The organism is Cytobacillus oceanisediminis, assembly GCF_003182355.1.
Taxonomy (GTDB): Bacteria; Bacillota; Bacilli; order Bacillales; family Cytobacillaceae; genus Cytobacillus; species Cytobacillus oceanisediminis_A.
The window spans coordinates 218,787-238,706 of record NZ_QGTW01000001.1 but is presented as its reverse complement, the minus strand read 5'-3'; the positions used below and the strand labels follow the sequence as shown (position 1 = coordinate 238,706).

Annotated in this window: 22 protein-coding genes; all 22 read left to right on the top strand. The window is 41.5% G+C overall.

Going from position 1 to position 19,920, the window contains the following annotated elements; translation table 11 throughout:
* Window positions 1–26 precede the first annotated feature (26 nt).
* The 22 genes from eutH to DFO73_RS01085 all read left to right on the top strand — a co-directional run bounded on the left by eutH (window position 27) and on the right by DFO73_RS01085 (window position 19,908).
* Entirely contained in the window at window positions 27–1,286 is a 1,260-nt protein-coding gene (eutH, locus tag DFO73_RS01190; protein ID WP_110062966.1) for an ethanolamine utilization protein EutH, read from the top strand.
* A gap of 28 nt (window positions 1,287–1,314) precedes the next feature.
* Window positions 1,315–1,656, top strand: a complete 342-nt coding sequence (eutS, locus tag DFO73_RS01185; RefSeq protein ID WP_110062965.1) for an ethanolamine utilization microcompartment protein EutS — start codon at window positions 1,315–1,317, stop codon at window positions 1,654–1,656.
* Between the two features lie 12 nt (window positions 1,657–1,668).
* A complete protein-coding gene (locus DFO73_RS01180) occupies window positions 1,669–2,169 on the top strand; it encodes a EutP/PduV family microcompartment system protein (RefSeq protein WP_110062964.1) in 501 nt (166 codons plus the stop codon).
* A gap of 166 nt (window positions 2,170–2,335) precedes the next feature.
* Complete coding sequence (locus DFO73_RS01175) at window positions 2,336–3,784, top strand: ethanolamine ammonia-lyase reactivating factor EutA (RefSeq protein ID WP_110062963.1); 1,449 nt, start codon at window positions 2,336–2,338, stop codon at window positions 3,782–3,784.
* A gap of 16 nt (window positions 3,785–3,800) precedes the next feature.
* On the top strand, window positions 3,801–5,165 hold the full coding sequence (locus DFO73_RS01170) for an ethanolamine ammonia-lyase subunit EutB (RefSeq protein WP_110062962.1): 1,365 nt from the start codon (window positions 3,801–3,803) through the stop codon (window positions 5,163–5,165).
* Between the two features lie 12 nt (window positions 5,166–5,177).
* Window positions 5,178–6,203 carry an ethanolamine ammonia-lyase subunit EutC gene (gene eutC / locus DFO73_RS01165; RefSeq protein WP_110062961.1) on the top strand — a complete coding sequence of 342 codons (1,026 nt, stop codon included), beginning with the start codon at window positions 5,178–5,180 and terminating at the stop codon, window positions 6,201–6,203.
* A 12-nt stretch (window positions 6,204–6,215) separates the two neighbouring features.
* Window positions 6,216–6,869 (top strand): ethanolamine utilization microcompartment protein EutL, encoded by a 654-nt coding sequence (gene eutL, locus DFO73_RS01160; protein WP_110062960.1) that lies wholly within the window; start codon window positions 6,216–6,218, stop codon window positions 6,867–6,869.
* 69 nt (window positions 6,870–6,938) lie between these two features.
* On the top strand, window positions 6,939–8,468 hold the full coding sequence (locus DFO73_RS01155) for an acetaldehyde dehydrogenase (acetylating) (protein WP_110062959.1): 1,530 nt from the start codon (window positions 6,939–6,941) through the stop codon (window positions 8,466–8,468).
* A gap of 16 nt (window positions 8,469–8,484) precedes the next feature.
* Window positions 8,485–8,781: a BMC domain-containing protein gene (locus DFO73_RS01150; protein ID WP_110062958.1), complete on the top strand. Its 297-nt coding sequence runs from the start codon at window positions 8,485–8,487 to the stop codon at window positions 8,779–8,781.
* A gap of 27 nt (window positions 8,782–8,808) precedes the next feature.
* Window positions 8,809–9,462, top strand: a complete 654-nt coding sequence (pduL, locus tag DFO73_RS01145; protein WP_110062957.1) for a phosphate propanoyltransferase — start codon at window positions 8,809–8,811, stop codon at window positions 9,460–9,462.
* Complete coding sequence (locus DFO73_RS01140; protein ID WP_110062956.1) at window positions 9,459–10,133, top strand: hypothetical protein; 675 nt, start codon at window positions 9,459–9,461, stop codon at window positions 10,131–10,133. The genes pduL and DFO73_RS01140 overlap by 4 nt, the downstream gene beginning before the upstream one ends.
* Window positions 10,115–10,396, top strand: a complete 282-nt coding sequence (locus DFO73_RS01135) for a EutN/CcmL family microcompartment protein (RefSeq protein WP_110062955.1) — start codon at window positions 10,115–10,117, stop codon at window positions 10,394–10,396. The genes DFO73_RS01140 and DFO73_RS01135 overlap by 19 nt, the downstream gene beginning before the upstream one ends.
* A 1-nt stretch (window position 10,397) precedes the next feature.
* Complete coding sequence (locus DFO73_RS01130; RefSeq protein WP_110062954.1) at window positions 10,398–10,805, top strand: BMC domain-containing protein; 408 nt, start codon at window positions 10,398–10,400, stop codon at window positions 10,803–10,805.
* Between the two features lie 40 nt (window positions 10,806–10,845).
* A complete protein-coding gene (mdh, locus tag DFO73_RS01125) occupies window positions 10,846–11,802 on the top strand; it encodes a malate dehydrogenase (protein ID WP_110062953.1) in 957 nt (318 codons plus the stop codon).
* 208 nt (window positions 11,803–12,010) lie between these two features.
* The gene (locus DFO73_RS01120) at window positions 12,011–12,202 is read left to right on the top strand and encodes an IDEAL domain-containing protein (protein ID WP_110062952.1); all 192 of its coding nucleotides are present in this window, start codon (window positions 12,011–12,013) and stop codon (window positions 12,200–12,202) included.
* 454 nt (window positions 12,203–12,656) lie between these two features.
* Window positions 12,657–13,487, top strand: a complete 831-nt coding sequence (locus tag DFO73_RS01115; RefSeq protein ID WP_110062951.1) for an ABC transporter ATP-binding protein — start codon at window positions 12,657–12,659, stop codon at window positions 13,485–13,487.
* Window positions 13,488–13,509: 22 nt separating this feature from the next.
* Complete coding sequence (gene larA, locus DFO73_RS01110) at window positions 13,510–14,784, top strand: nickel-dependent lactate racemase (protein ID WP_110062950.1); 1,275 nt, start codon at window positions 13,510–13,512, stop codon at window positions 14,782–14,784.
* 192 nt (window positions 14,785–14,976) lie between these two features.
* Window positions 14,977–15,963: a Gfo/Idh/MocA family protein gene (locus tag DFO73_RS01105; protein WP_110062949.1), complete on the top strand. Its 987-nt coding sequence runs from the start codon at window positions 14,977–14,979 to the stop codon at window positions 15,961–15,963.
* 278 nt (window positions 15,964–16,241) lie between these two features.
* Window positions 16,242–17,306: a M14 family zinc carboxypeptidase gene (locus tag DFO73_RS01100; protein WP_110062948.1), complete on the top strand. Its 1,065-nt coding sequence runs from the start codon at window positions 16,242–16,244 to the stop codon at window positions 17,304–17,306.
* 134 nt (window positions 17,307–17,440) lie between these two features.
* On the top strand, window positions 17,441–18,664 hold the full coding sequence (locus DFO73_RS01095; protein WP_110062947.1) for a C45 family autoproteolytic acyltransferase/hydolase: 1,224 nt from the start codon (window positions 17,441–17,443) through the stop codon (window positions 18,662–18,664).
* Between the two features lie 239 nt (window positions 18,665–18,903).
* The gene (locus DFO73_RS01090; RefSeq protein WP_110062946.1) at window positions 18,904–19,083 is read left to right on the top strand and encodes a YezD family protein; all 180 of its coding nucleotides are present in this window, start codon (window positions 18,904–18,906) and stop codon (window positions 19,081–19,083) included.
* Between the two features lie 108 nt (window positions 19,084–19,191).
* On the top strand, window positions 19,192–19,908 hold the full coding sequence (locus tag DFO73_RS01085) for a phosphoadenylyl-sulfate reductase (RefSeq protein ID WP_110062945.1): 717 nt from the start codon (window positions 19,192–19,194) through the stop codon (window positions 19,906–19,908).
* Window positions 19,909–19,920 lie beyond the last annotated feature (12 nt).

Here is a 19,920-nt window from a genome sequence, read left to right as displayed (position 1 = left end):
ATAGAAAAATTCAAGGAGGGGTTTTTATGGAGATGGTAGGTAAGATTGTTATCTACATTATCATGGCTTGCGCAGTAGCGGGAGCTTTTGCAGCAATCCGAAACAGTGATGAGGGATTGGGTAAGCAATTTATGGAAGGTCTTCATGCAGTGGGTCATATTTTTGTGCCGGCTGCAGGTATTATGGCATCTATCCCATATCTTTCATGGTTTATTGATAAGGTATGCGGTCCGTTTTTTGCAGCTATAGGAGCTGACCCTGCGATTGCTGCCACTGCAATACTTGCTACTGACATGGGAGGTTACCAATTAGCAGAGGTGTTAAAGGAAACACAGGAAGGCTGGATCATGGCTATGATTGTCGGCTTCATGGCTGGCGCAACCATTGTATTCTCCATCCCGATGGGACTTGCTATGCTTGATAAACGCGACCATAAATATATGGCTCTCGGAGTTATGTCAGGGGTATTAACAATCCCAATCGGAGCTTTTATATCGAGTGTGATAATCGCACTATCAAGTTCCAATTTCCGTGATTTCATTTCTACTACCGGAGACGCTAAATACCAATTTGCATTAGGCCTTGGACAAATTTTATTGAATTTAAGCCCTTTGCTCATATTTGTAGTCATCATTGCGCTGGGATTATACTTCATGCCAGATTTAATGATCAATGCGTTCATGTGGTTTGGCCGTATTTTGGATGCAGGAATTAAGCTTGTGCTTGTATTCTCAATCGTGGAAATTTTCACAGGTTTATTCTCTACCGTATTTGGTGGATGGGGCTTCCACCCCATTATGGCAGATTCAGAGGATCAATTCCGTGCGCTTGAAACTGCTGGTTACATTGGAATCATGCTGGCTGGTGCATTCCCGATGGTCTATTTACTGCAAAAATATGCAGGAGGACCGCTTGAAGCGCTTGGCCGCAAAGTTGGTTTAAGCAAAGAAGGCAGCGCAGGTATTGTTGCAACCATCGCTAACATTCTAGCAATGTTTAAATTGGTTCGTACAATGCCTCCAAAAGATAAAGTAATCAATATTTCTTTTGCGGTATGTGCAGCTTTCTTGCTTGGAGACCATCTATCTTTTACAGCCAACTTCCAGCCAACACTAATTCTTCCAATCATAGTTGGGAAAATTTCTGCCGGAATAATCGGCATTGGTCTTGCTTATTGGCTTTCTGTACCTAAAGCAATTGAATTGGAGAAGAAAGACAGGGAAGCTGGCATTATTGGTAAAGATGAGTACCTATCAAAAAATCATGAAGTAAAAAAAGCAATTTAAGCAGCAGTCACCTAGGAGGGTCAAAGCAATGAGTGAAGAGAAAAAACGATTTATTCAAGAGTTTGTGCCAGGAAAACAAGTAACATTAAGTCATTTAATCGCAAACCCAGATCCTGATATGTTTGATAAACTAGGAATTCAGCAGGCCGGAGCATTAGGAATACTAACCTTGACGCCAAGCGAAACTGTTATTATAGCTGGAGATTTGGCTACGAAGGCGGCAGATGTCCAAATTGGTTTCCTGGACCGGTTTACGGGCAGCCTAGTCATCGTCGGTACTGTATCAGCAGTCCAAATGGCGATGGAGGAAATTAACCGCTTCTTGTCTGAAACATTAAGGTACACTCCTTCGGATATTACGAAATCTTAAGGAGATGAAAATATGGAAAAAATGAATAAAGCCATGCTTATAGGATCCATCGGAGCGGGGAAATCCACACTCACAAATGCACTTCTGGGTCGGAAAGTGAAAGCGGTAAAAACCCAGGCACTAAACTATTTTGATTGGATAATAGATACACCCGGAGAGTACACAGAGAATCCTTTTTTCTATAAAAATATTATGGCTACCGCACTCGAAGTGACCCATATATTATATGTGCAGGATGCAACAAGGCAGAAAAACATATTCCCTCCTGGGTTCAGCACCGGTTTTAATAAACTGCCCATTGGCGTAATTACGAAAAGCGATTCTGAAGATGCTAATATAGATTCAGCCGTTAAACAGCTGAAAAATTCAATCCCAAAAGGACCTATTGTAATCTCCTCTTCTCTAACGCGTAAGGGGCTTAATGAAATAAGGAATCTATTAAAATGCAATTCCTTGGAAGAAATGAAAGAATATGCAGAGACCCTGCCGGATGATGTTGTTTTTTTCGTATGAAATCCTTTACAAAATTAAGATAATAGAATATATTCTAATTATACAAAAGAATTTATCAGGCAAAGGCGCCTTGTACGATCCATCAATCTATTGATGGCTCGTATGGGGTGCCTTTTTTATTTTGCCGGCAGAAAAAGCTTCCGCAATTCATTAATAGGTGGGGAACATGATGACACGCTATGAGGCGCAAAAAGAGGATTTTCTCAGTGCAGGAATTGATATTGGGACGAGTACGACCAAAATCGTAATAAGCAGATTTTCTCTTATGAATATGGCTGGCGGGACGCACATGCCTCGAATTGAAATTATTGATAAAGAAGTACTATACCGAAGTCCAATCTATCGTACTCCTTTAAAGTCTTCTGCTGATATTGATATCCAGGCTGTAGAGAGCCTTGTCAGACAAGAGTATGTGAAAGCAGGAATTGAGCCAAAGGATATTAAAACAGGAGCGGTTATTATTACGGGAGAAACAGCAACCAAGCAAAATGCAGAGGAAATGGTTCATTATTTATCAGATCATGCTGGGGATTTTCTTGTAGCAACGGCTGGTCCAGATTTAGAGGGGATTATTGCAGCAAAAGGCTCTGGAGCCTATGAACATTCAAAAAAAACAGGGAAAACAGTTGCCAATATAGATATCGGCGGCGGCACAGCGAATGTTGCAGTTTACAAATCAGGTAAGCTTTGCGGTACCTGTACATTACATATCGGCGGCAGGCTAATTGAATTTGAAGACAGCACCATTAAAAGCATTTCCCCGCCAGTGCATAAGATTTTTCAGCAATGGGATGCTTCCGTTAGAGAAGGGGATAGCCGCAGCCATACCGTGATTAAGGAGCTGACAGACTACATGGCAGCAGTTATTGCGAGAATGCTTAAGAAAGAATTGAATGATCACGATTCTCCTCTGCTTTTAGGGAATGAGCCGAATTGGCAAGAGGAAATTGAAGCAATCATGTTTTCCGGAGGTATTAGTGAATGCATTTACCATTATGAGGAGCCTGTATCTTCTCCTGCGGAGTACGACGATATTGGAGAAATGCTGGCAATGTCACTCAGGGAAAACAGTGAACTTTCTTATTGGACCTGGGTGAAGCCGGATGAAACTGTTAGGGCCACTGTACTTGGAGCCGGTACCCAAACGACGGAAATAAGCGGTTCAACCATACATGTGGAAATCCATGATTTACCCATTCGGAATCTTCCTGTTTTTCAGGTTCGTTTTGGACATGACTTGTCAGGCGGCCTTAAAAAGTTGTCTAAAGCGATAAAGCAAGCTATCGAAATATATGATCCGCTGAGAGAAGGTCAAAATTTCGCCCTGTACTTAACTGAGATTCCATATCTGGGATTTCGAGATGTACAAGAGTTAACAGGCGTTTTGCTAGATTCCATGCAATTAAAGCCCAGACACGATCAACCTATGGTCATCGTATTGGAAAGTGATCATGCCAAAGTTCTTGGCCAGACCATAAAAGTTCAAAAACCGGAACAAAGCCTTATATGCATCGACCAAATTCGAGTCGAGCACGGCGATTATATCGATATAGGCCATCTTCTGCAAACAAATGTTGTGCCGGTAGTAGTAAAAACCTTGACATTCCATCAATAAGAAAGGGGGATTGCTTATGAAACTGCAAACCAATTATTTAGGAGCTGTTTATCAGTTTTCAAATCTTAAAGATTTGTTTGCTAAAGCAAATGAAGAAAAATCAGGTGACCGGCTGGCTGGCATAGCTGCAGAAACAGTCCAGGAACGTATTGCGGCTAAGTTGGTTTTAAGTTTATTAACATTATCTGAAATACGTGAAAATCCGATGCTCTCTCCCGACGAGGATGAAGTATCCAGGATTATCGAAAGCCAGATTAATGAACCTGTATATCAATCAATTAAGAATTGGACAGTTGCTGAACTGCGTGAATACATCCTTGACGATAGAACTACTGGCGAGGACCTGAAGAGACTAAGCAGAGGGCTGAACAGTGAGATGATTGCAGCGGTTGCAAAAATCATGTCCAACCTGGATCTTGTTCATGCTGCTAATAAAATTGAAATTTTAACGAAATGCAATATAACCATTGGATATAAAGGAACTTTGGCATCACGTCTTCAGCCAAACCATCCGACAGATAATGTCGAGGGAATGATTGCCTCCCTCAAGGAAGGTTTGTCTTACGGAATGGGAGATGCAGTGATCGGGATTAACCCTGTGGATGATTCAGTAGAAAGTGTAAAAAGGCTGCTCCATGCAACACACTCGTTTATTCAGGACTGGGAAATTCCAACTCAAAATTGTGTTTTGGCCCATGTAACAGCACAAATGAAGGCTATTGAACAAGGAGCACCTGCTGATATGATTTTCCAAAGTATCGCAGGAACGGAAGCGGCCAACCGTTCTTTTGGAATTACGGCCTCATTGCTTGAAGAAGCAAATGATATGGCAAAAACGCTGGGAACAGGAACTGGACCCCAGCGGTTGTACTTTGAAACCGGCCAGGGATCGGAGCTTTCAGCGGAAGCTCATTTCGGAATAGACCAGATGACTCTGGAATCAAGAAATTATGGATTTGCCAGATATTATGATCCTTATATCGTTAATACAGTTGTCGGCTTTATCGGCCCTGAGTATTTGTACAACAATAAACAAGTAGTAAGGGCAGGCCTGGAAGACCATTTTATGGGCAAGATGCAAGGCATCCCAATGGGTGTCGATATCTGTTACACAAACCATATTAAAGCAGACCAGAACGATATTGAAGACTTGGGTATTTTGCTGAGTGCGGCTGGCGTTAACTTCATCATTGCAACGCCAATGGGTGATGATTGCATGCTTAACTACCAATCAATGAGTTACCATGATGTTGCCACTTTAAGGCAGACAATGGGGAAGAGCCCATCACCACATTTTAATGAGTGGCTGGAGAAAATGGGAATCTTCGAAAATGGAAAGCTGAGCAAAATAGCAGGTGATCCAACCATTTTTTCACGATAGGAGTTGAAGAAAGTGAATCCAGATTTGATTGAGAAGGTTACACGTTTAGTGGTTGAAAAACTGCAATCTCAAAAAAAGCAGGAAGCAGCTGGGTCAAATAGCAGAACTTCTTCTGCCGTGAAATTTTGGGATCATGCCACAGGCTCCAAAAAGGATTATACATATAGGCCAGCTGCTGAAGTTTTAGAAAACACGGAGCAAACCGGAGACCTTGTAACAATAACAAATTACCAGGAAGCAAAAACAAAAACACGCGCCCCTTCTGGCAAGAGGAGAGAAATAGATTCGGCAAGTGAACCTCTTAAGGCTGCCGGTATTGTCAATCCAGCTGATCCAGAAGAGCTTAAAGAACTTATGAATAAAACTCCTGCTCGAATTGGAGTAGGAAGAGCGGGCTTGCGTCCAAAAACAGAAACTTGGCTAAAATTCCGTTTTGATCACGCAGCTGCTGTTGATGCCGTATATGGGAATGTAAACGAAGAATTATTACAGCGTCTTGGTCTATTTAAAGTCAACACGATGGTGAACGATAAGGAAGTATACATTCGCCGTCCTGATTATGGAAGAAAGCTTTCGGATGAAGCTAAAAAGCTTATCACAGAGAAATGCGCAAAGAAGCCGACTGTACAGATCATTTTGTCTGATGGATTAAGCTCAAGTGCAATTGAAGAAAATGCAGAGGATGTCTACTTATCCCTTAAGCAATCCTTAAAAAGCCTGAACCTTGATATAGGTACGCCTTTTTATATCGAAAAAGGCAGGGTAGCCGTTATGGATGATGTAGGCGAATTGCTTAATCCCAAGGTTGTCGTTTTATTAATAGGAGAACGCCCAGGACTGGTAAGTGCGGAATCTTTAAGCGCCTATCTATGCTATGAACCAAGAAAAGGGACCATTGAAGCTGACCGAATGGTCATATCCAATATCCATAAAGGCGGAATCCCGCCAGTAGAGGCTGGAGCTTATCTCGGAACTGTCATTCAAAAAATACTAAAATATGAAGCCAGCGGTGTATCGCTTGTCCAAAAGGAAAGTTAGGAGGGTGGAGGAATGGGATTAGAACGTATTTATGCCGACATCATAGCTGTTCGCGTCATTCCAAATGTAGACCGGGACCTTGCTAAGCAATTTCAGCTGAAGCCTTATCATAGAAGTTTAGCCATTTTCACCTCTACAGTGGATGATGTTGGCTATACCGCCCTGGATGAGGCAACCAAGAGAGCTGATGTAGAAGTAGTGTACGCCCGTTCCTTTTATGCTGGTGTTTCCCATGCTTCGGGGCCTTTATCAGGGGAAATGATTGGCATCATAGCAGGCCCATCACCTGATGAAGTGAAAAGCGGAATGGAAGCTGTATTTCAGACGGCCGAATCGGATGCCTTTTTTGAAGCGCTAGATACGGAAAAGACTCATGCTATTTATGCACACGTGGTTTCCCGTACAGGTTCTTATCTTTCAAAGGAAGCAGGAATCCAAATAGGCGAACCTCTTGCCTATTTAATTGCGCCGCCGCTTGAAGCCGTTTATGGCCTTGATGCAGCACTAAAGGCGGCTGATGTGGAATTGGTTAAATTCTTCGGGCCTCCATCCGAAACTAATTTTGGCGGAGGGCTGCTTACTGGTTCACAATCAGCCTGTCAAGCAGCAGCAGATGCTTTTCGTGATGCGATTATGGAAATCGCACAAAACCCAATTAAGTATTAACTTTACCGAAGTTTAAGTTGTAGCGAGCCAATTTCGTAATTTTACTCTATCTGAAAGGAGTGTGGAATCGTGCAGTTAGATCATGATCTCCAATCGGTTCAAGAAATGCGCGGTGCGGTTGAGCGGGCTAAAGAAGCGCAATTAAAGTATATGACCTTTTCTCAGGAACAGGTTGATGAAATTGTGCAAAAGGCAGCAGCTGCCGCTTATGCAAAGTCGCTTCAGCTAGCCCAAATGGCAGTCAAAGAAACAGGCATGGGTATCGTGGAACATAAAAAAATTAAAAACGAAGTCGGTTCAATGGCTGTTTACGAATCAATCAAAGATGAAAAAACTGTAGGTATTATACGGGAGGACCGCGTCAGCAAGGTGACTGAGGTTGCCTACCCATACGGGATTATTGCCGGCATTATTCCAACCACAAACCCTACATCAACAGCTATATTTAAAGCCTTGATTGCTTTAAAAACGAGAAATGCTATCGTGGTGAGCCCGCATCCGCGCGCTGTAAAATGTACAGTTGAAGCTTTGAAGATCTGCAGTGAGGCTGCTGTACAGGCAGGCGCACCAGAAGGGCTGATCGGCTGGATATCCCAGCCTTCAATGGGTGCCACAAACGAATTAATGAAGCACCGGGATGTAAATCTCATCTTGGCAACAGGTGGAGGCGGATTAGTACGAGCAGCCTACAGCTCCGGGAAGCCAGCTTATGGAGTAGGTCCGGGAAATGTACCTTGCTACATTGAGAAAACAGCTAAAGTTGCCAAGTCGGTAAGCATGATTATAGACAGTAAATCTTTTGATAATGGTACTATTTGTGCAACCGAGCAATCCATCGTAGTAGACAGAAATATTAAGGAAATGACAATGAGAGAGATGAGAAATAACGGTGCATATCTTCTAAATAATGAAGAAAAAGCACGGTTGGAAAAAGTGATTTCACCTGCACCTGGAAAATTAAACCCTGATATTGTTGGCCAGTATGCAAGGAAGATTGCTGAAATGGCCGGCATTGCAGTGCCTGAGAGTACAAGAGTTCTGGTTGCGGAAGAAACAAGGGTTGGAAAAGATATACCTTTTTCGATTGAAAAATTGTCGCCAATCTTTGCACTTTATACGGCAGAGAGCTATCAGGAAGCGAAAGAAATTTGCTTAAAGCTTCTAAATCTTGGCGGAAGAGGGCACAGCTTATCTCTTCATACTAATGATGAGGAAGTTGCAAAGGATTTTGCACTTGAAATGCCCGTATCAAGGCTGATGGTCAATACTCTCTCTTCGATTGGAGCGGTAGGGGCAACAACAGGTTTAATGCCATCACTTACACTTGGCTGCGGTTCGTTTGGAGGGAATATCACTTCAGATAATGTCACAGCCCGCCATTTGATTAATATAAAAAGATTAGCTTATGGAATTAAGGAAGTCTCCATCCCAAAACCGTCCCCTTCATCTTTTTTAACTGAAAAAGAAGATACCGGAAAACAGGATGTTGATCATATTGTTGACCAGGTACTGCAGCAAATTTCGCCAACAGGCGAGGTTGACGCAAAGATGATTGCAGAAATGGTTGATCAGGTAATGCAAAAATATCAAACTAACTAATTAGGAGGAAATAAAAATGGCTAGAGAATTAACTGCATTAGGAATGATTGAAACGAAAGGATTGGTAGCTTCTGTTGAAGCCGCTGACGCAATGGTAAAAGCTGCAAACGTTCACCTTGTTGGAAAGGTTCATGTTGGGGGAGGAATTGTTACTGTTCTTGTTCGTGGCGATGTTGGAGCAGTTAAAGCTGCTACAGATGCTGGGGCTGCAGCAGCGCAGCGTGTTGGCGAACTTAAATCTGTACATGTTATCCCACGTCCTCATAACGAATTGGAGAGTATTCTTCCTAAAATTGACATTGAACTAGAATAGAAGACTACTATGTTAGGAGCATGAAACATGAATGAGCAATCCATTCAAACCATTGTTGAGGAAGTTGTATCCCGGCTGAAGGGATCTTCTGGGAGAAAACATTCTATCCCAATTGCTGTTTCTGCCCGGCATTGTCATTTAAGTCAAGGAGATTTGGAAGTCCTTTTCGGCACAGGCTATCAGCTTACAAAAAAAGCAGATTTATCACAGCCAGGTCAATTTGCTGCTAACGAAACCATTACCATTGCAGGACCAAGAGGAAGCCTTGAAAAAGTGCGCATTCTTGGTCCTGCGCGTAATATTACCCAGGTTGAGGTCAGCCAAACGGATTCAGTTAAGCTGGGATTAAAACCGCCATTACGGGAATCTGGCAAAATTGAGGGCTCTGCGCCTATTACCCTTATCGGGCCAAATGGCAGCCTCTATAAAAAAGAAGGTTTAATTATCGCGCAGGCACACATTCATATGGCGCCGGATGATGCTCAAATTTTCGGAGTCAGGAATGGAGAATACGTGAAAATAGAGGTAGATGGCGAACGTCCAGTTACCCTTGGAAAAGTACTCATTCGAATATCTTCCCGATACAGACTTGAGATGCATGTCGATACAGATGAAGCCAATGCTGGTTTTATAACAGGAAAAACAGCAGGCCGATTGGTTAAGTATGAGGAAACGCTATGATTGATCGTCCTATGGTCGAGCAAATTGTTGCTGAAGTGGTCAAGAGGCTTATGTCTGCAGATTCGATGCCAAGCAGGAAACTTAAACATAATCTTCTTGTAGTAGGAGAAACGGCACACCTGGATCCTAATCTGCTGAAAACTATTAATTCACATTGGAATATTATCCAATGCGATACCTTGGAAGAAGCAAAGTTGCATACTGCTATGAAAGTGGTTTTTCTGGAAGCTTCACAGGATTTGATTGTTAAAGGGGCACTTGGTATTTGCGATACACCTGAAAGTGAATTGCTTGCAGCGTGTATTTTAGAATATGTGCCGGTTACTTTAATTCCGAAAAGGTACATGTTTAACATTCTAAACGGCAATCAGAAGTCTAATCAGGAGTATGTATCTCAATTACTGGATTATAAGGAAAGACTACTTAAGTATGGAGTTAGTTTTAATACTTTAGAAGGCTTCGCTGGTTATGAAGAAATTATAGCAGACAAACCTGAAGCAAAAAAATTAGTAACTCAAAGAGATGTGCAGGACTCCAAATCGGATCAAATATTTGTAGATAAATATACCATCATCACCCCATTGGCACGTGATACTGCACGGGAACTGGGGAAAAGCATCACGGTAATGGAGTCAAAAGGGGCTGAAAAAACATGCAAATGGGAACAGTAATCGGCAATGTATGGGCAACCAGAAAAGAGGATGATCTAACTGGCCTAAAATTTTTGATTGTTCAGCCTGAATCACCTAATGAATCCTCTGCAGAAGGATCTTTCATTGCAGTGGATCGTATTGGGGCAGGAGTTGGCGATCAAGTTCTCGTTACGCGCGGAAGCGCTGCAGCTAATATGTCCGGGAATGCAAAATTACCGATTGATGCATTGATTATTGGAATTATTGATTCTATTGATGTCGAAAAGAAAGGGGTGAAATAGTATGGCAAGAGCACTTGGCATGATTGAAACAAGAGGGCTGATCGGCTCAATTGAGGCAGCAGATGCCATGCTGAAGTCGGCTGATGTAACATTAGTTAAGCAGGAGAAAGTGGATGCGGCACTTGTTACTGTTCTAGTTCAAGGAGACGTCAGTGCGGTTCAGGCAGCAGTTGATGCAGGCAAGGAAGCGGCTGTGAGAGTAGGGGAACTGGTATCGGCCCATGTTATTCCACATCCGGATGAAGAAATAAAAAAAGCTTTATTGGATGATCGCAAACCAATGGCACCAAAACAAGAAACTGCTGATGAAGTTCCGGTGGCCAAAAAAACAGGAAGTAAAAAGAAACAAGTTTCGCAGGAAACGATAATCGAGCAATCAAATACGGAGAATAATCCCGAAGACAAATAAATAATTACTCCATATGTATTTGTGAAACGGAGGAACAGAAATGTCCTTTAAACGAAGAAAAATAGCCGTGATCGGATCAGGATATACAGGTGCCACTGCAGCATTAATGCTAGCACAAAAAGAATTGGGGGATATCATTTTGGTAGATATCCCGTCTCAAACAAACCCTACAAAAGGGAAAGCCCTAGATTTGCTTGAAGCCAGTCCTGTTCAAGGTTTTAATGCCAATATAACAGGTACATCCAACTATGAAGACATTCAAGATGCTGACTTAGTTTTAATTACAGCAGGCTTGCCGAGAAAGCCTGGAATGAGTCGTGATGATTTAGTAGCGGTAAACGAGAAGATTATGATAGAAGTTTCAGAGAATATTAAAAAATATGCACCGGAAAGCTATATTATTGTTTTAAGTAACCCTGTCGATGCTATGACCTATGTATGTTATAAAACGACAGGGTTTCCGAAAAACCGGGTAATTGGACAGTCAGGTGTATTGGATACAGCTCGTTTTAATACGTTTGTTGCACAAGAGTTAGGCGTCTCAATTGAAGACATTTCCGGATTTGTACTTGGAGGACATGGAGATGAAATGGTGCCTTTAGTACGATATTCATATGCCGGGGGTATCCCGCTTGAAAAAATTCTTCCTGAAGAAAGAATTGAAGCAATTGTGCAAAGAACAAGAAAAGGCGGAGGGGAAATCGTTAATCTGCTTGGCCAGGGAAGTGCGTATTATGCTCCTGCTGCCTCTATGGTACAAATGGCGGAGGCCATCCTTAAGGATAAAAAACGTATTTTGCCTTCGATAGCCTACCTGGAAGGGGAATATGGCTACAGTAATATATATCTAGGTGTGCCAACAATCCTAGGTGGCAATGGAATTGAAAGTGTAATTGAAATTCCGTTGACAATAGAGGAAAAAGCTGCGCTTGATAAATCAGTTAAGTCTGTCCAAAATGTTATGGGCATTCTTGAAACGGCGAAAGTTACGGACTAATCGAAAAAGCTGACTTGGTAAGGAAAAGCAATTTTCTTTATGAATCAGCTTTTTTGTCATTTAACTCTGTTTTGTTTAAACCCCACCCTGACCGGGTACATTGAAAATACAAGCTAAGAAGCTGCTAACAAAATTTCTAATAAATAATGATTTGAATTATCAGAAAACTTTTGTTATAATAGAAAAAAGGTCAAGGGGTTGATTTCAAATGGAAAAACGTCTACTTAACTCGCCGCAACAGTCTGAGGAAAATGTGTCACAGTTAGCAGAACAGGTCCTAAATCAAGCTCTTAAAGAATATCGTAAAGAAAAGCTTCGCGAAAAAATTGATGAAGCTCTTACGGACCGAAACAAGGATGAATTCATCCGCTTAACAAATGAATTAAGAAAGATTTCGTAGTTAGCCGACAATTGAATGTGTAAAAAGGCAGCCTGTTCGAAAGAATGGGGCTGCCTTTTATTGTTTATGAAATTATACAAACCATTCATAATAGAAAGCACTATGACGACGATATTTCCACTCCACTAAAGATAATCGTCTTCAACAGTGCTCTATGACTACCTTTTTTACAATGCGTAAATGGATTTCGTCTTCATATTTGCTCTAAGACTCTCTTTTTCACTCCACCGAAGAATTTCGTATTCAAGGAAACTCTATGACGACGTTTTCCCATTCCCCAAAAGGAAAAGCATGGCAGATGAAAAAGAATGAACTGCAACACAGGATTTCTCAGCAGTCTTATGGAAATCAATTAATAGTGTCTTCAGCTTTCTTTCGCATTTAAGGCAAATAATTTTCGATATCTGTATGCATTAACCCACTTAAATTAAGGTGAGTTAGAAGGAGGATTACCATGAGTCAAATAGATTCCAGAAGTGTCATCTGCTTAAATAGCATCAGCTGGAAAAGAAACGGCAAGGAAATTTTGCATAATGTTTCCTGGGAAGTGGAGAAGGGACAGCATTGGGCAGTTCTTGGTTTGAATGGATCAGGGAAAACCACTCTGCTTAAGATGATTACTGGATATGAGTGGCCGAATGGAGGGCAGGTATCCGTGTTAGGGAATCTTTACGGGAAGACAAATATTCCGGAATTGAGAAGGTCCATAGGATGGGTAAGCACCTCTTTGGATGATAAATTTCAGTTCCGACCTTCCGATACAGCCCTTGAGATTATCTTGAGCGGCAAATTCGCTTCCATTGGTTTGTATGAGGACATTACCCAAAAGGATTTAGATAAAGCCATTGAATTAATGGAGAGGTTTAATATCCGTCATGTGGAAAATCAAACACTGACGTGCCTCTCGCAAGGCGAAAAAAGAAAAGCAATGATTGCCAGAGCTTTAATGGCATCCCCGAAATTATTGATATTGGATGAACCATGCAATGGATTGGATATCTACTCCAAGGAAGAATTATTATCTTCGATTGAGAAGATGATGGCACAGCCAGATGGTCCAACTGTTCTTTATGTAACCCATCATATTGAGGAAATTGTCCCTTCCATCTCTCATGCACTTTTGTTGAAGGAAGGAAAAGTGATGGCTCAGGGCAGCAAAAGGACAACGGTGACAGAACCACTGCTGGCAGAGACTTTTAAAATACCTGTTTCTTTGGATTGGGAAAATGGACGGCCATGGATCCGTGTCAAATCGCTTCAAGAAACGATGAAAGCAGTCAATTAGAAATACGAAGGAGGAGAGAACATTGAGAGTAAAATTAGCATACGGAAAGGAAGGAATGCACGTTAATCTTCCAGACAACATAGAAGTTATTGAACCAGTACATATATCCGGACTGGCAAATGAAAGGGAAAAAGCCATTGAGGCAATGCGTAATCCCATAGGAACCGGCCCATTAAAAGAAATGGTTAAAGCAACTGATAAAATATCCATTGTAATCAGTGATTTGACTAGGCCGACACCCAACCACAAACTTGTACCCTGGATTTTGGAGGAATTAAATTACGTCCCAAAAGAACAGTTTGTCATTATTAATGGTACTGGCAGCCATCGTGATAATACCCGCGAAGAGCTTATCCAAATGCTCGGCGAAGAGGTGGTAAATAGCGTCCGCATCATTCATAACAATGCCTTTGATAAAAATACTCAAAGCTATTTGGGGACTACTTCATATGGGGCAGAGGTTTATTTGAACAAAGAGTATTGTGAAAGTGATATTAAAATTGTCACAGGATTTATCGAACCCCATTTTTTTGCCGGGTTCAGCGGAGGGCCGAAGGGGATCATGCCTGGCATAGCCGGAATCGATACCATTATGCATTTTCACAACGCGAGGATGATTGGCGATAAAAACAGCACCTGGGGAAAAATTGAGGGGAACCCTGTACAAGGTGAAGCAACAGAAACCGCGTTAATGGCAAAACCGGATTTCATGCTGAATGTAACTTTAAACGGTGATAAGGAAATTACAAATTATTTTGCAGGGGACGTCATAAAAGCCCATAGGGCAGGCTGTGAATATGTAAGGGAACATTCGATGGTGGCTTGTGAAGAACCCTTCGATATTGTGATTACCAGTAACAGCGGATATCCTTTGGATCAAAATTTGTATCAGTCCGTAAAAGGGATGAGCGCTGCCCAAAAAATCGTGAAAAAAGGCGGCACCATTATTTGTGCAGCGGAGTGCAGAGATGGACTCCCCAGCCATGGCAACTATGCTGAAATTTTAAAAATGAAACCAACACCTCAAGAGATTTTAGATATGATCGGTAACCCTGAGTTCTCCATATTTGATCAGTGGCAAGTACAGAAGCAGGCGCTTATTCAAGTTTGGGCAGATGTCTATGTGTATTCCACCCTTTCTAATGAGGACATTGAAAATGCCATGTTCCAGCCAACAGACTCGATCGAGAAAACGGTTGAAGAACTACTAGAAAAACACGGGAAAAATGCTAGAATTGCTGTCATGCCTCTTGGGCCTTTGACTATTCCATATATAAAAGATGCTGTCAAAAGCTAATTACAGTAAAAATTAATAATATCTAAAGATATTTAATTCCTCTAACATTTATAACACGCTAATGAGGTTTAAAAGAAGTCCGTTTAATAAATGTCTGCTTTATTATAATAATCGATAAAGGTTGCTTTTTCCTAAAAACTCCTGCATCATAAAAAAATAATATTTTTACATAAGAAAGTGGAGGAAATTATTTTGGTTCGTTTCGGAGTTGTAGGCACCAATTGGATTACAGAAGCATTTTTAAAAGCAGCAGTTCAGATAGAGGATTTTAAGTTATCAGCTGTTTATTCGCGTACAGAAGAAAAGGCAATAGAATTTGCCGGCAAATTCGGTGTTAATAACATTTATACGGATTTAGAAGCAATGGCAGGCAGCGGCGATATAGATGCCGTCTATATTGCGAGTCCAAACTCCTTGCATGCAGAGCAAGCGGTCATTTTCATGGAACATAAGGTCCATGTATTATGCGAAAAGCCAATTGCATCTAATACAAAGGAACTTCAAAGAATGATTGATTTGGCAAAGGAAAATAATGTCCTGCTAATGGAGGCGCTTAAGTCTACCTTCCTGCCAAACTTTAAGGCAGTACAGGAGAATTTACATAAAATTGGCCAAGTCCGCAGATATTTCGCTAGCTATTGCCAATACTCTTCCCGCTATGATGCATACAGGCAGGGTACAGTGTTAAATGCATTTGATCCTAAATTTTCAAATGGATCGCTAATGGACATTGGCATTTACTGCATTTACCCGCTTGTCACGCTTTTCGGCAAGCCCGAAGAGGTAAAAGCAACCGGCTACATGCTGGAATCAGGCGTTGACGGAGAAGGAAGCATTGTGCTGAAATATCCGGACAAAGATGCAGTAGTAATGTACAGCAAAATAGCCAATTCAAATCTGCCGTCAGAAATCCAGGGCGAAGATGGCAATATCTTTATAGATAAAATAAATACCCCTGAGAAGGTTGAAATCCAATATCGAAATGGTAATCGAGAGGATTTGACACAGCAGCAAATGAGTGACAGCATGTATTATGAAGCAAAAGAATTTATCGAATTGGTGCAGGCAGGCAAGACTGAATCTGACATAAATTCATTCTCAAACTCGATGATTGCCATGGAGATTATCGAGGAAGCCCGCAGGCAAATCGGTGTTGTATATCCGGCTGATCAAAAATAAGAGTAAAAAGACCAAGCATAAATTGTTTGGTCTTTTTTATGTAGTTCTTATTACACCCATCCTATTTGGGATTTTTTGTAATGTGCTAACTAAATTGGGAATATTGGATTATTTTTACATATCAGCGATCGGGTTTTATTGATTTAAACTCCTCCATATTTACTTATTTCGCCTTACGAAATTTGTCAGAATAATAGGCACCTTACTCTATTAACACTATTAAAAATATTCACTAAAATTAATAGTGTAATAAACTTTTAATTTGGAGGAATGAATTTATGACACTAAAGAAAAAGGTTTTATCAGTTTCTTTATCAGGCCTAATGGCTTTGGGTGCCGTTACGGCTGTAGGTCTGCCTGCTGGTGCTGTTGGAAATGGGCCAAGTGCTGGAAATGGTGCGGTGCAAACATCTATTCTGCATACATATGATAGTTTAGTAGAGTACTTAAAAACTCAAGATGCCAAACAAGAAGCTCTGGAGCTTGAAGTAATCGGCCAAACAGTCCAAAAGCGCGATATTTACATGGCAAAATACATTTCAAATCCTGAAAATCCAACTGTCTTGTTCTTGACGCAGCAGCACGGCAACGAGCAGCTGACAACAGAAGGGGCTTTAGAATTCATCAAGCATTTGGGAACTGGAAAGACAGGAGGAGTTCTTGAGAATGTTAATATTCTTGTCATCCCTATGTTAAATGCTGATGGGGCTATGGGAGATGTTGGTTTCTCACTTGATAACTATCACGCCGATGGAGACCGCCATTTAACACGATACAATTATAATGGAATCGATCTCAATCGCGAACATGCTAAAGAGACTAGCGAAATGGAGCCTGAAGCACGTGCTCTTCATGAAAATGTATTTATGAAATACGATATCGACTACATGATCGACCTTCATCATCAGGGTACTTTAAGTGAAACAGAAGGACAGCTTGTTTCCGGTTCAATTCTTTATCCAACAAATCCAAACGTCGATCCTGAAGTGCTGGAAGGTTCCAAAAAATTAGGGTCTGTCGTGTTTAATGCTTTACATCATACAGGCTGGGGCCATATCGGTAAATATGTAGGCGGAACTGGTGAAAATATCGGCCGAAATGGCGCTGCAGTCCGCTACGATATCTCCACACTTCTTTTTGAAATGCGTGGAATGTCCGACCATTACAGAGAAGATTATGCACTTGGCCAAAAGAGCAACGGCTACCTGATTAAGCAGACAACAATAGCTCTTGATGCCGCTGTAAAAGCGATTGCAGACGGTTCCATTGAAACCGCGGACACAAGCTTCTGGGACACTTTGCCTGAACAGAAAAACAGACAAGGCGAAGAAGCGGACGAATAAGACCTAACAAACATCCCCGTTTTAACTTCTCTTGAAAAACGGGGATGTTTTTATTTATTTTGCCATTTGGTTAGGCCCCCAATTTTTACAGCAGAGATTTTTTAAAAAAAATTATAAGAAAAGGAGCCAAAAAATTGAAATTAGCTAAAGCTTTTTTATTTGTTTCTATAGCAGCCATCACCTTATTTTCCTTAAGCCCGCAAAATATTATAATTGTATCGGCAGAGGATTCAAAAGAGACTGTTATAGCATCCGGCCATTCTGAAAAGGTTGGGAAAGAGTATGGGGAGCAAGCAAAATCTTCCATCAGGCATAATCTCGAGTTATTTAAAGAGGCTGCCAGTATGGCAGGTTATACCAAGACTGAATTAGACAGCGCTGCAGAGGAATATCAGGAATTCTTAAAGGATGCACAGCCAAGCCTTTTGGAACAGTACAAAGCAATGGCTGAAAGTTCAGGCACTGAGTTATCAGATTTGCTGGCTTTTAATGTTTTAGAAGAAGAAGTTGCTGGTGATGGATGTACGACAATCATTGCAACAGGTTCTGCTACTCAGGGGGATAAAGCGTATTACCACAAGAATCGCGATGCATCAAGAGGATATAAGCAAGTGGTTCTCCAGGTTAAACCAGAGAAGGGTTATAGTTTTATCGGGATAACTAGTGCCGGTTCTTCAGGAATTGCAATGGGAATTAATGAGTATGGTGTCTCTGTAGGCAATAATGTTCTTCATACATGGGACAAAGGAAAAGGATACGGAAATTTGACGGTCATACGCATGGCGCTTGAAAACGCAGCGGATGCGCGGGAAGCAGTATCCTATATTCAGGATCTTCCAAGAGCTTCCGGTTCTGCGTATGGGATAGCCGATGCTAAAGAAGGCGCCTTTCTGGAAACCACAAACAGTGCATTTGCTGTTAAGTGGGTTGTCGATGAAGCAATGGCTCATACCAATCATTATATCCTTCCCGGAATGGAGAAATATGAAGCCCTGGATGACGATCCTGCTGAAAGATCCCGCTGGAGCTGGTATATTTCTACAGAAGAACGACTAGATCGTGCAACACATCTTTTAAATGGACAAATTGGAAAGCTTAATCCACAGGATTTAGTTGAAATTTCTGAGGATCAGAACGGTGAAGATAAGATTTACTGGATTGATGCCCAATCTGAAATTAATGGCATTGAAATGGGGTCTGTATCAACGGGAACCTTTGATGGCAGCAAATTAAGAATGTGGTCTCAATTAGGCCAGCCAAGTATTGCCCCAGCAATCCCATTTGAAGTAGATCGTCCACTGATTCCCGAACCATTCCAATCAGGAGATTTTAATAGCAAAATCGAAAACCGCAAATAAGAATTTCAAACAGTTTAATACCATACTGCATCCCTGAAAAGGGGTGCTTTTTTAGGTTGAACTTTTTAGAGCACATCATATAATTCACTTTTCAAATTGAGAAAAAAAGCCCATTTTTTACAATTTTAAAATTTTCTTTTAATAACTCGTTGACAATTCCTATAGGTATGGTAGGATTAATCTCAACATTATAAAAAATTTAGTGAAAATCGAACCCAAAATAAGTATTTTCCTAGACTATGAAAAGGAGGCGAGCCGCTCTGAAACAGGCTGACTGGGAAGAACTATCTGCTCATTTGAAGCAGATGCTGCAGAGCATCAAATACGGATCGATCACATTGGTCGTCCAGGATGGCAAAGTTATACAACTTGAGAAGAACGAAAAGGTTCGTCTTCAACCGAATAAGCGCGCTGACTAGACAAACTAGAGGCGGTCTTTTTACCTGAAAAAAACTTCAGGCAAAAAGGCGGCCTTTTTTGGCTGAAGAATAGGCAGGATTTTTAAAGGATGAAAGGAGTACTGCAAGATGAGCACTGCGGTCACATATGAAAATTGGAATCAGATATCTGAAACATTTGCCTTTGATGACAAACTGAAAGGCGCCCGAAATGTGCTGGAGTGGGCGTATAAAAACTACCCACAGGATAAAATCGTTTATGCTTCCAGCTTTGGAGCGGAAGCAATTGTTTTAATCGACCTTATCCAGGATATTCAGCCTGATGCGCATATTGTTTTCCTGGACACTGGTTTGCATTTTCCAGAAACCTATGAAGTGATTGAAAAAATCGAAGCCCGATTCCCAAAACTTCAAATTGAGCGGAAAGAGCCAGCGTTTACGCTGGACCAGCAAGCGGCGGAATTCGGATCGGCCTTGTGGAAAAGAGAACCAAACCAGTGCTGCCAGATCCGCAAGGTTATCCCATTAAGAGAAGCCTTAACGCCAAAGCAGGCATGGATTTCAGGCCTCCGCCGCGAGCAATCGCCTACGCGGGCAAACACAGAATTCCTCAACAGGGACGAAAAGTTCAGAAATATCAAAATCTGCCCGTTGATACACTGGACCTGGGATGAAGTTTGGTCCTATATCAGGGATAATGATCTTCCATATAACACTCTCCATGATCATGGCTACCCAAGCATCGGCTGCTTTCCATGTACACAGGCAGTCGGTGGAAATGGCGATTCCCGCGCCGGCCGTTGGTCAGGTAGCGGCAAGACCGAATGTGGACTTCATACCAGATAAAAGGAGGGAGAT

What these genes read in the sequence shown, in the direction of transcription:
- eutL (WP_110062960.1), top strand. Translation starts at nt 6,216, where the DNA reads ATGGGATTAGAACGTATTTATGCCGACATCATAGCTGTTCGCGTCATT.
- eutH (WP_110062966.1), top strand. Translation starts at nt 27, where the DNA reads ATGGAGATGGTAGGTAAGATTGTTATCTACATTATCATGGCTTGCGCA.
- mdh (WP_110062953.1), top strand. Translation starts at nt 10,846, where the DNA reads ATGTCCTTTAAACGAAGAAAAATAGCCGTGATCGGATCAGGATATACA.
- pduL (WP_110062957.1), top strand. Translation starts at nt 8,809, where the DNA reads ATGAATGAGCAATCCATTCAAACCATTGTTGAGGAAGTTGTATCCCGG.
- eutS (WP_110062965.1), top strand. Translation starts at nt 1,315, where the DNA reads ATGAGTGAAGAGAAAAAACGATTTATTCAAGAGTTTGTGCCAGGAAAA.
- DFO73_RS01135 (WP_110062955.1), top strand. Translation starts at nt 10,115, where the DNA reads ATGCAAATGGGAACAGTAATCGGCAATGTATGGGCAACCAGAAAAGAG.
- DFO73_RS01090 (WP_110062946.1), top strand. Translation starts at nt 18,904, where the DNA reads ATGAAAAGGAGGCGAGCCGCTCTGAAACAGGCTGACTGGGAAGAACTA.
- DFO73_RS01085 (WP_110062945.1), top strand. Translation starts at nt 19,192, where the DNA reads ATGAGCACTGCGGTCACATATGAAAATTGGAATCAGATATCTGAAACA.
- DFO73_RS01175 (WP_110062963.1), top strand. Translation starts at nt 2,336, where the DNA reads ATGATGACACGCTATGAGGCGCAAAAAGAGGATTTTCTCAGTGCAGGA.
- DFO73_RS01130 (WP_110062954.1), top strand. Translation starts at nt 10,398, where the DNA reads ATGGCAAGAGCACTTGGCATGATTGAAACAAGAGGGCTGATCGGCTCA.
- DFO73_RS01115 (WP_110062951.1), top strand. Translation starts at nt 12,657, where the DNA reads ATGAGTCAAATAGATTCCAGAAGTGTCATCTGCTTAAATAGCATCAGC.
- DFO73_RS01170 (WP_110062962.1), top strand. Translation starts at nt 3,801, where the DNA reads ATGAAACTGCAAACCAATTATTTAGGAGCTGTTTATCAGTTTTCAAAT.
- DFO73_RS01150 (WP_110062958.1), top strand. Translation starts at nt 8,485, where the DNA reads ATGGCTAGAGAATTAACTGCATTAGGAATGATTGAAACGAAAGGATTG.
- DFO73_RS01140 (WP_110062956.1), top strand. Translation starts at nt 9,459, where the DNA reads ATGATTGATCGTCCTATGGTCGAGCAAATTGTTGCTGAAGTGGTCAAG.
- DFO73_RS01120 (WP_110062952.1), top strand. Translation starts at nt 12,011, where the DNA reads ATGGAAAAACGTCTACTTAACTCGCCGCAACAGTCTGAGGAAAATGTG.
- DFO73_RS01180 (WP_110062964.1), top strand. Translation starts at nt 1,669, where the DNA reads ATGGAAAAAATGAATAAAGCCATGCTTATAGGATCCATCGGAGCGGGG.
- DFO73_RS01100 (WP_110062948.1), top strand. Translation starts at nt 16,242, where the DNA reads ATGACACTAAAGAAAAAGGTTTTATCAGTTTCTTTATCAGGCCTAATG.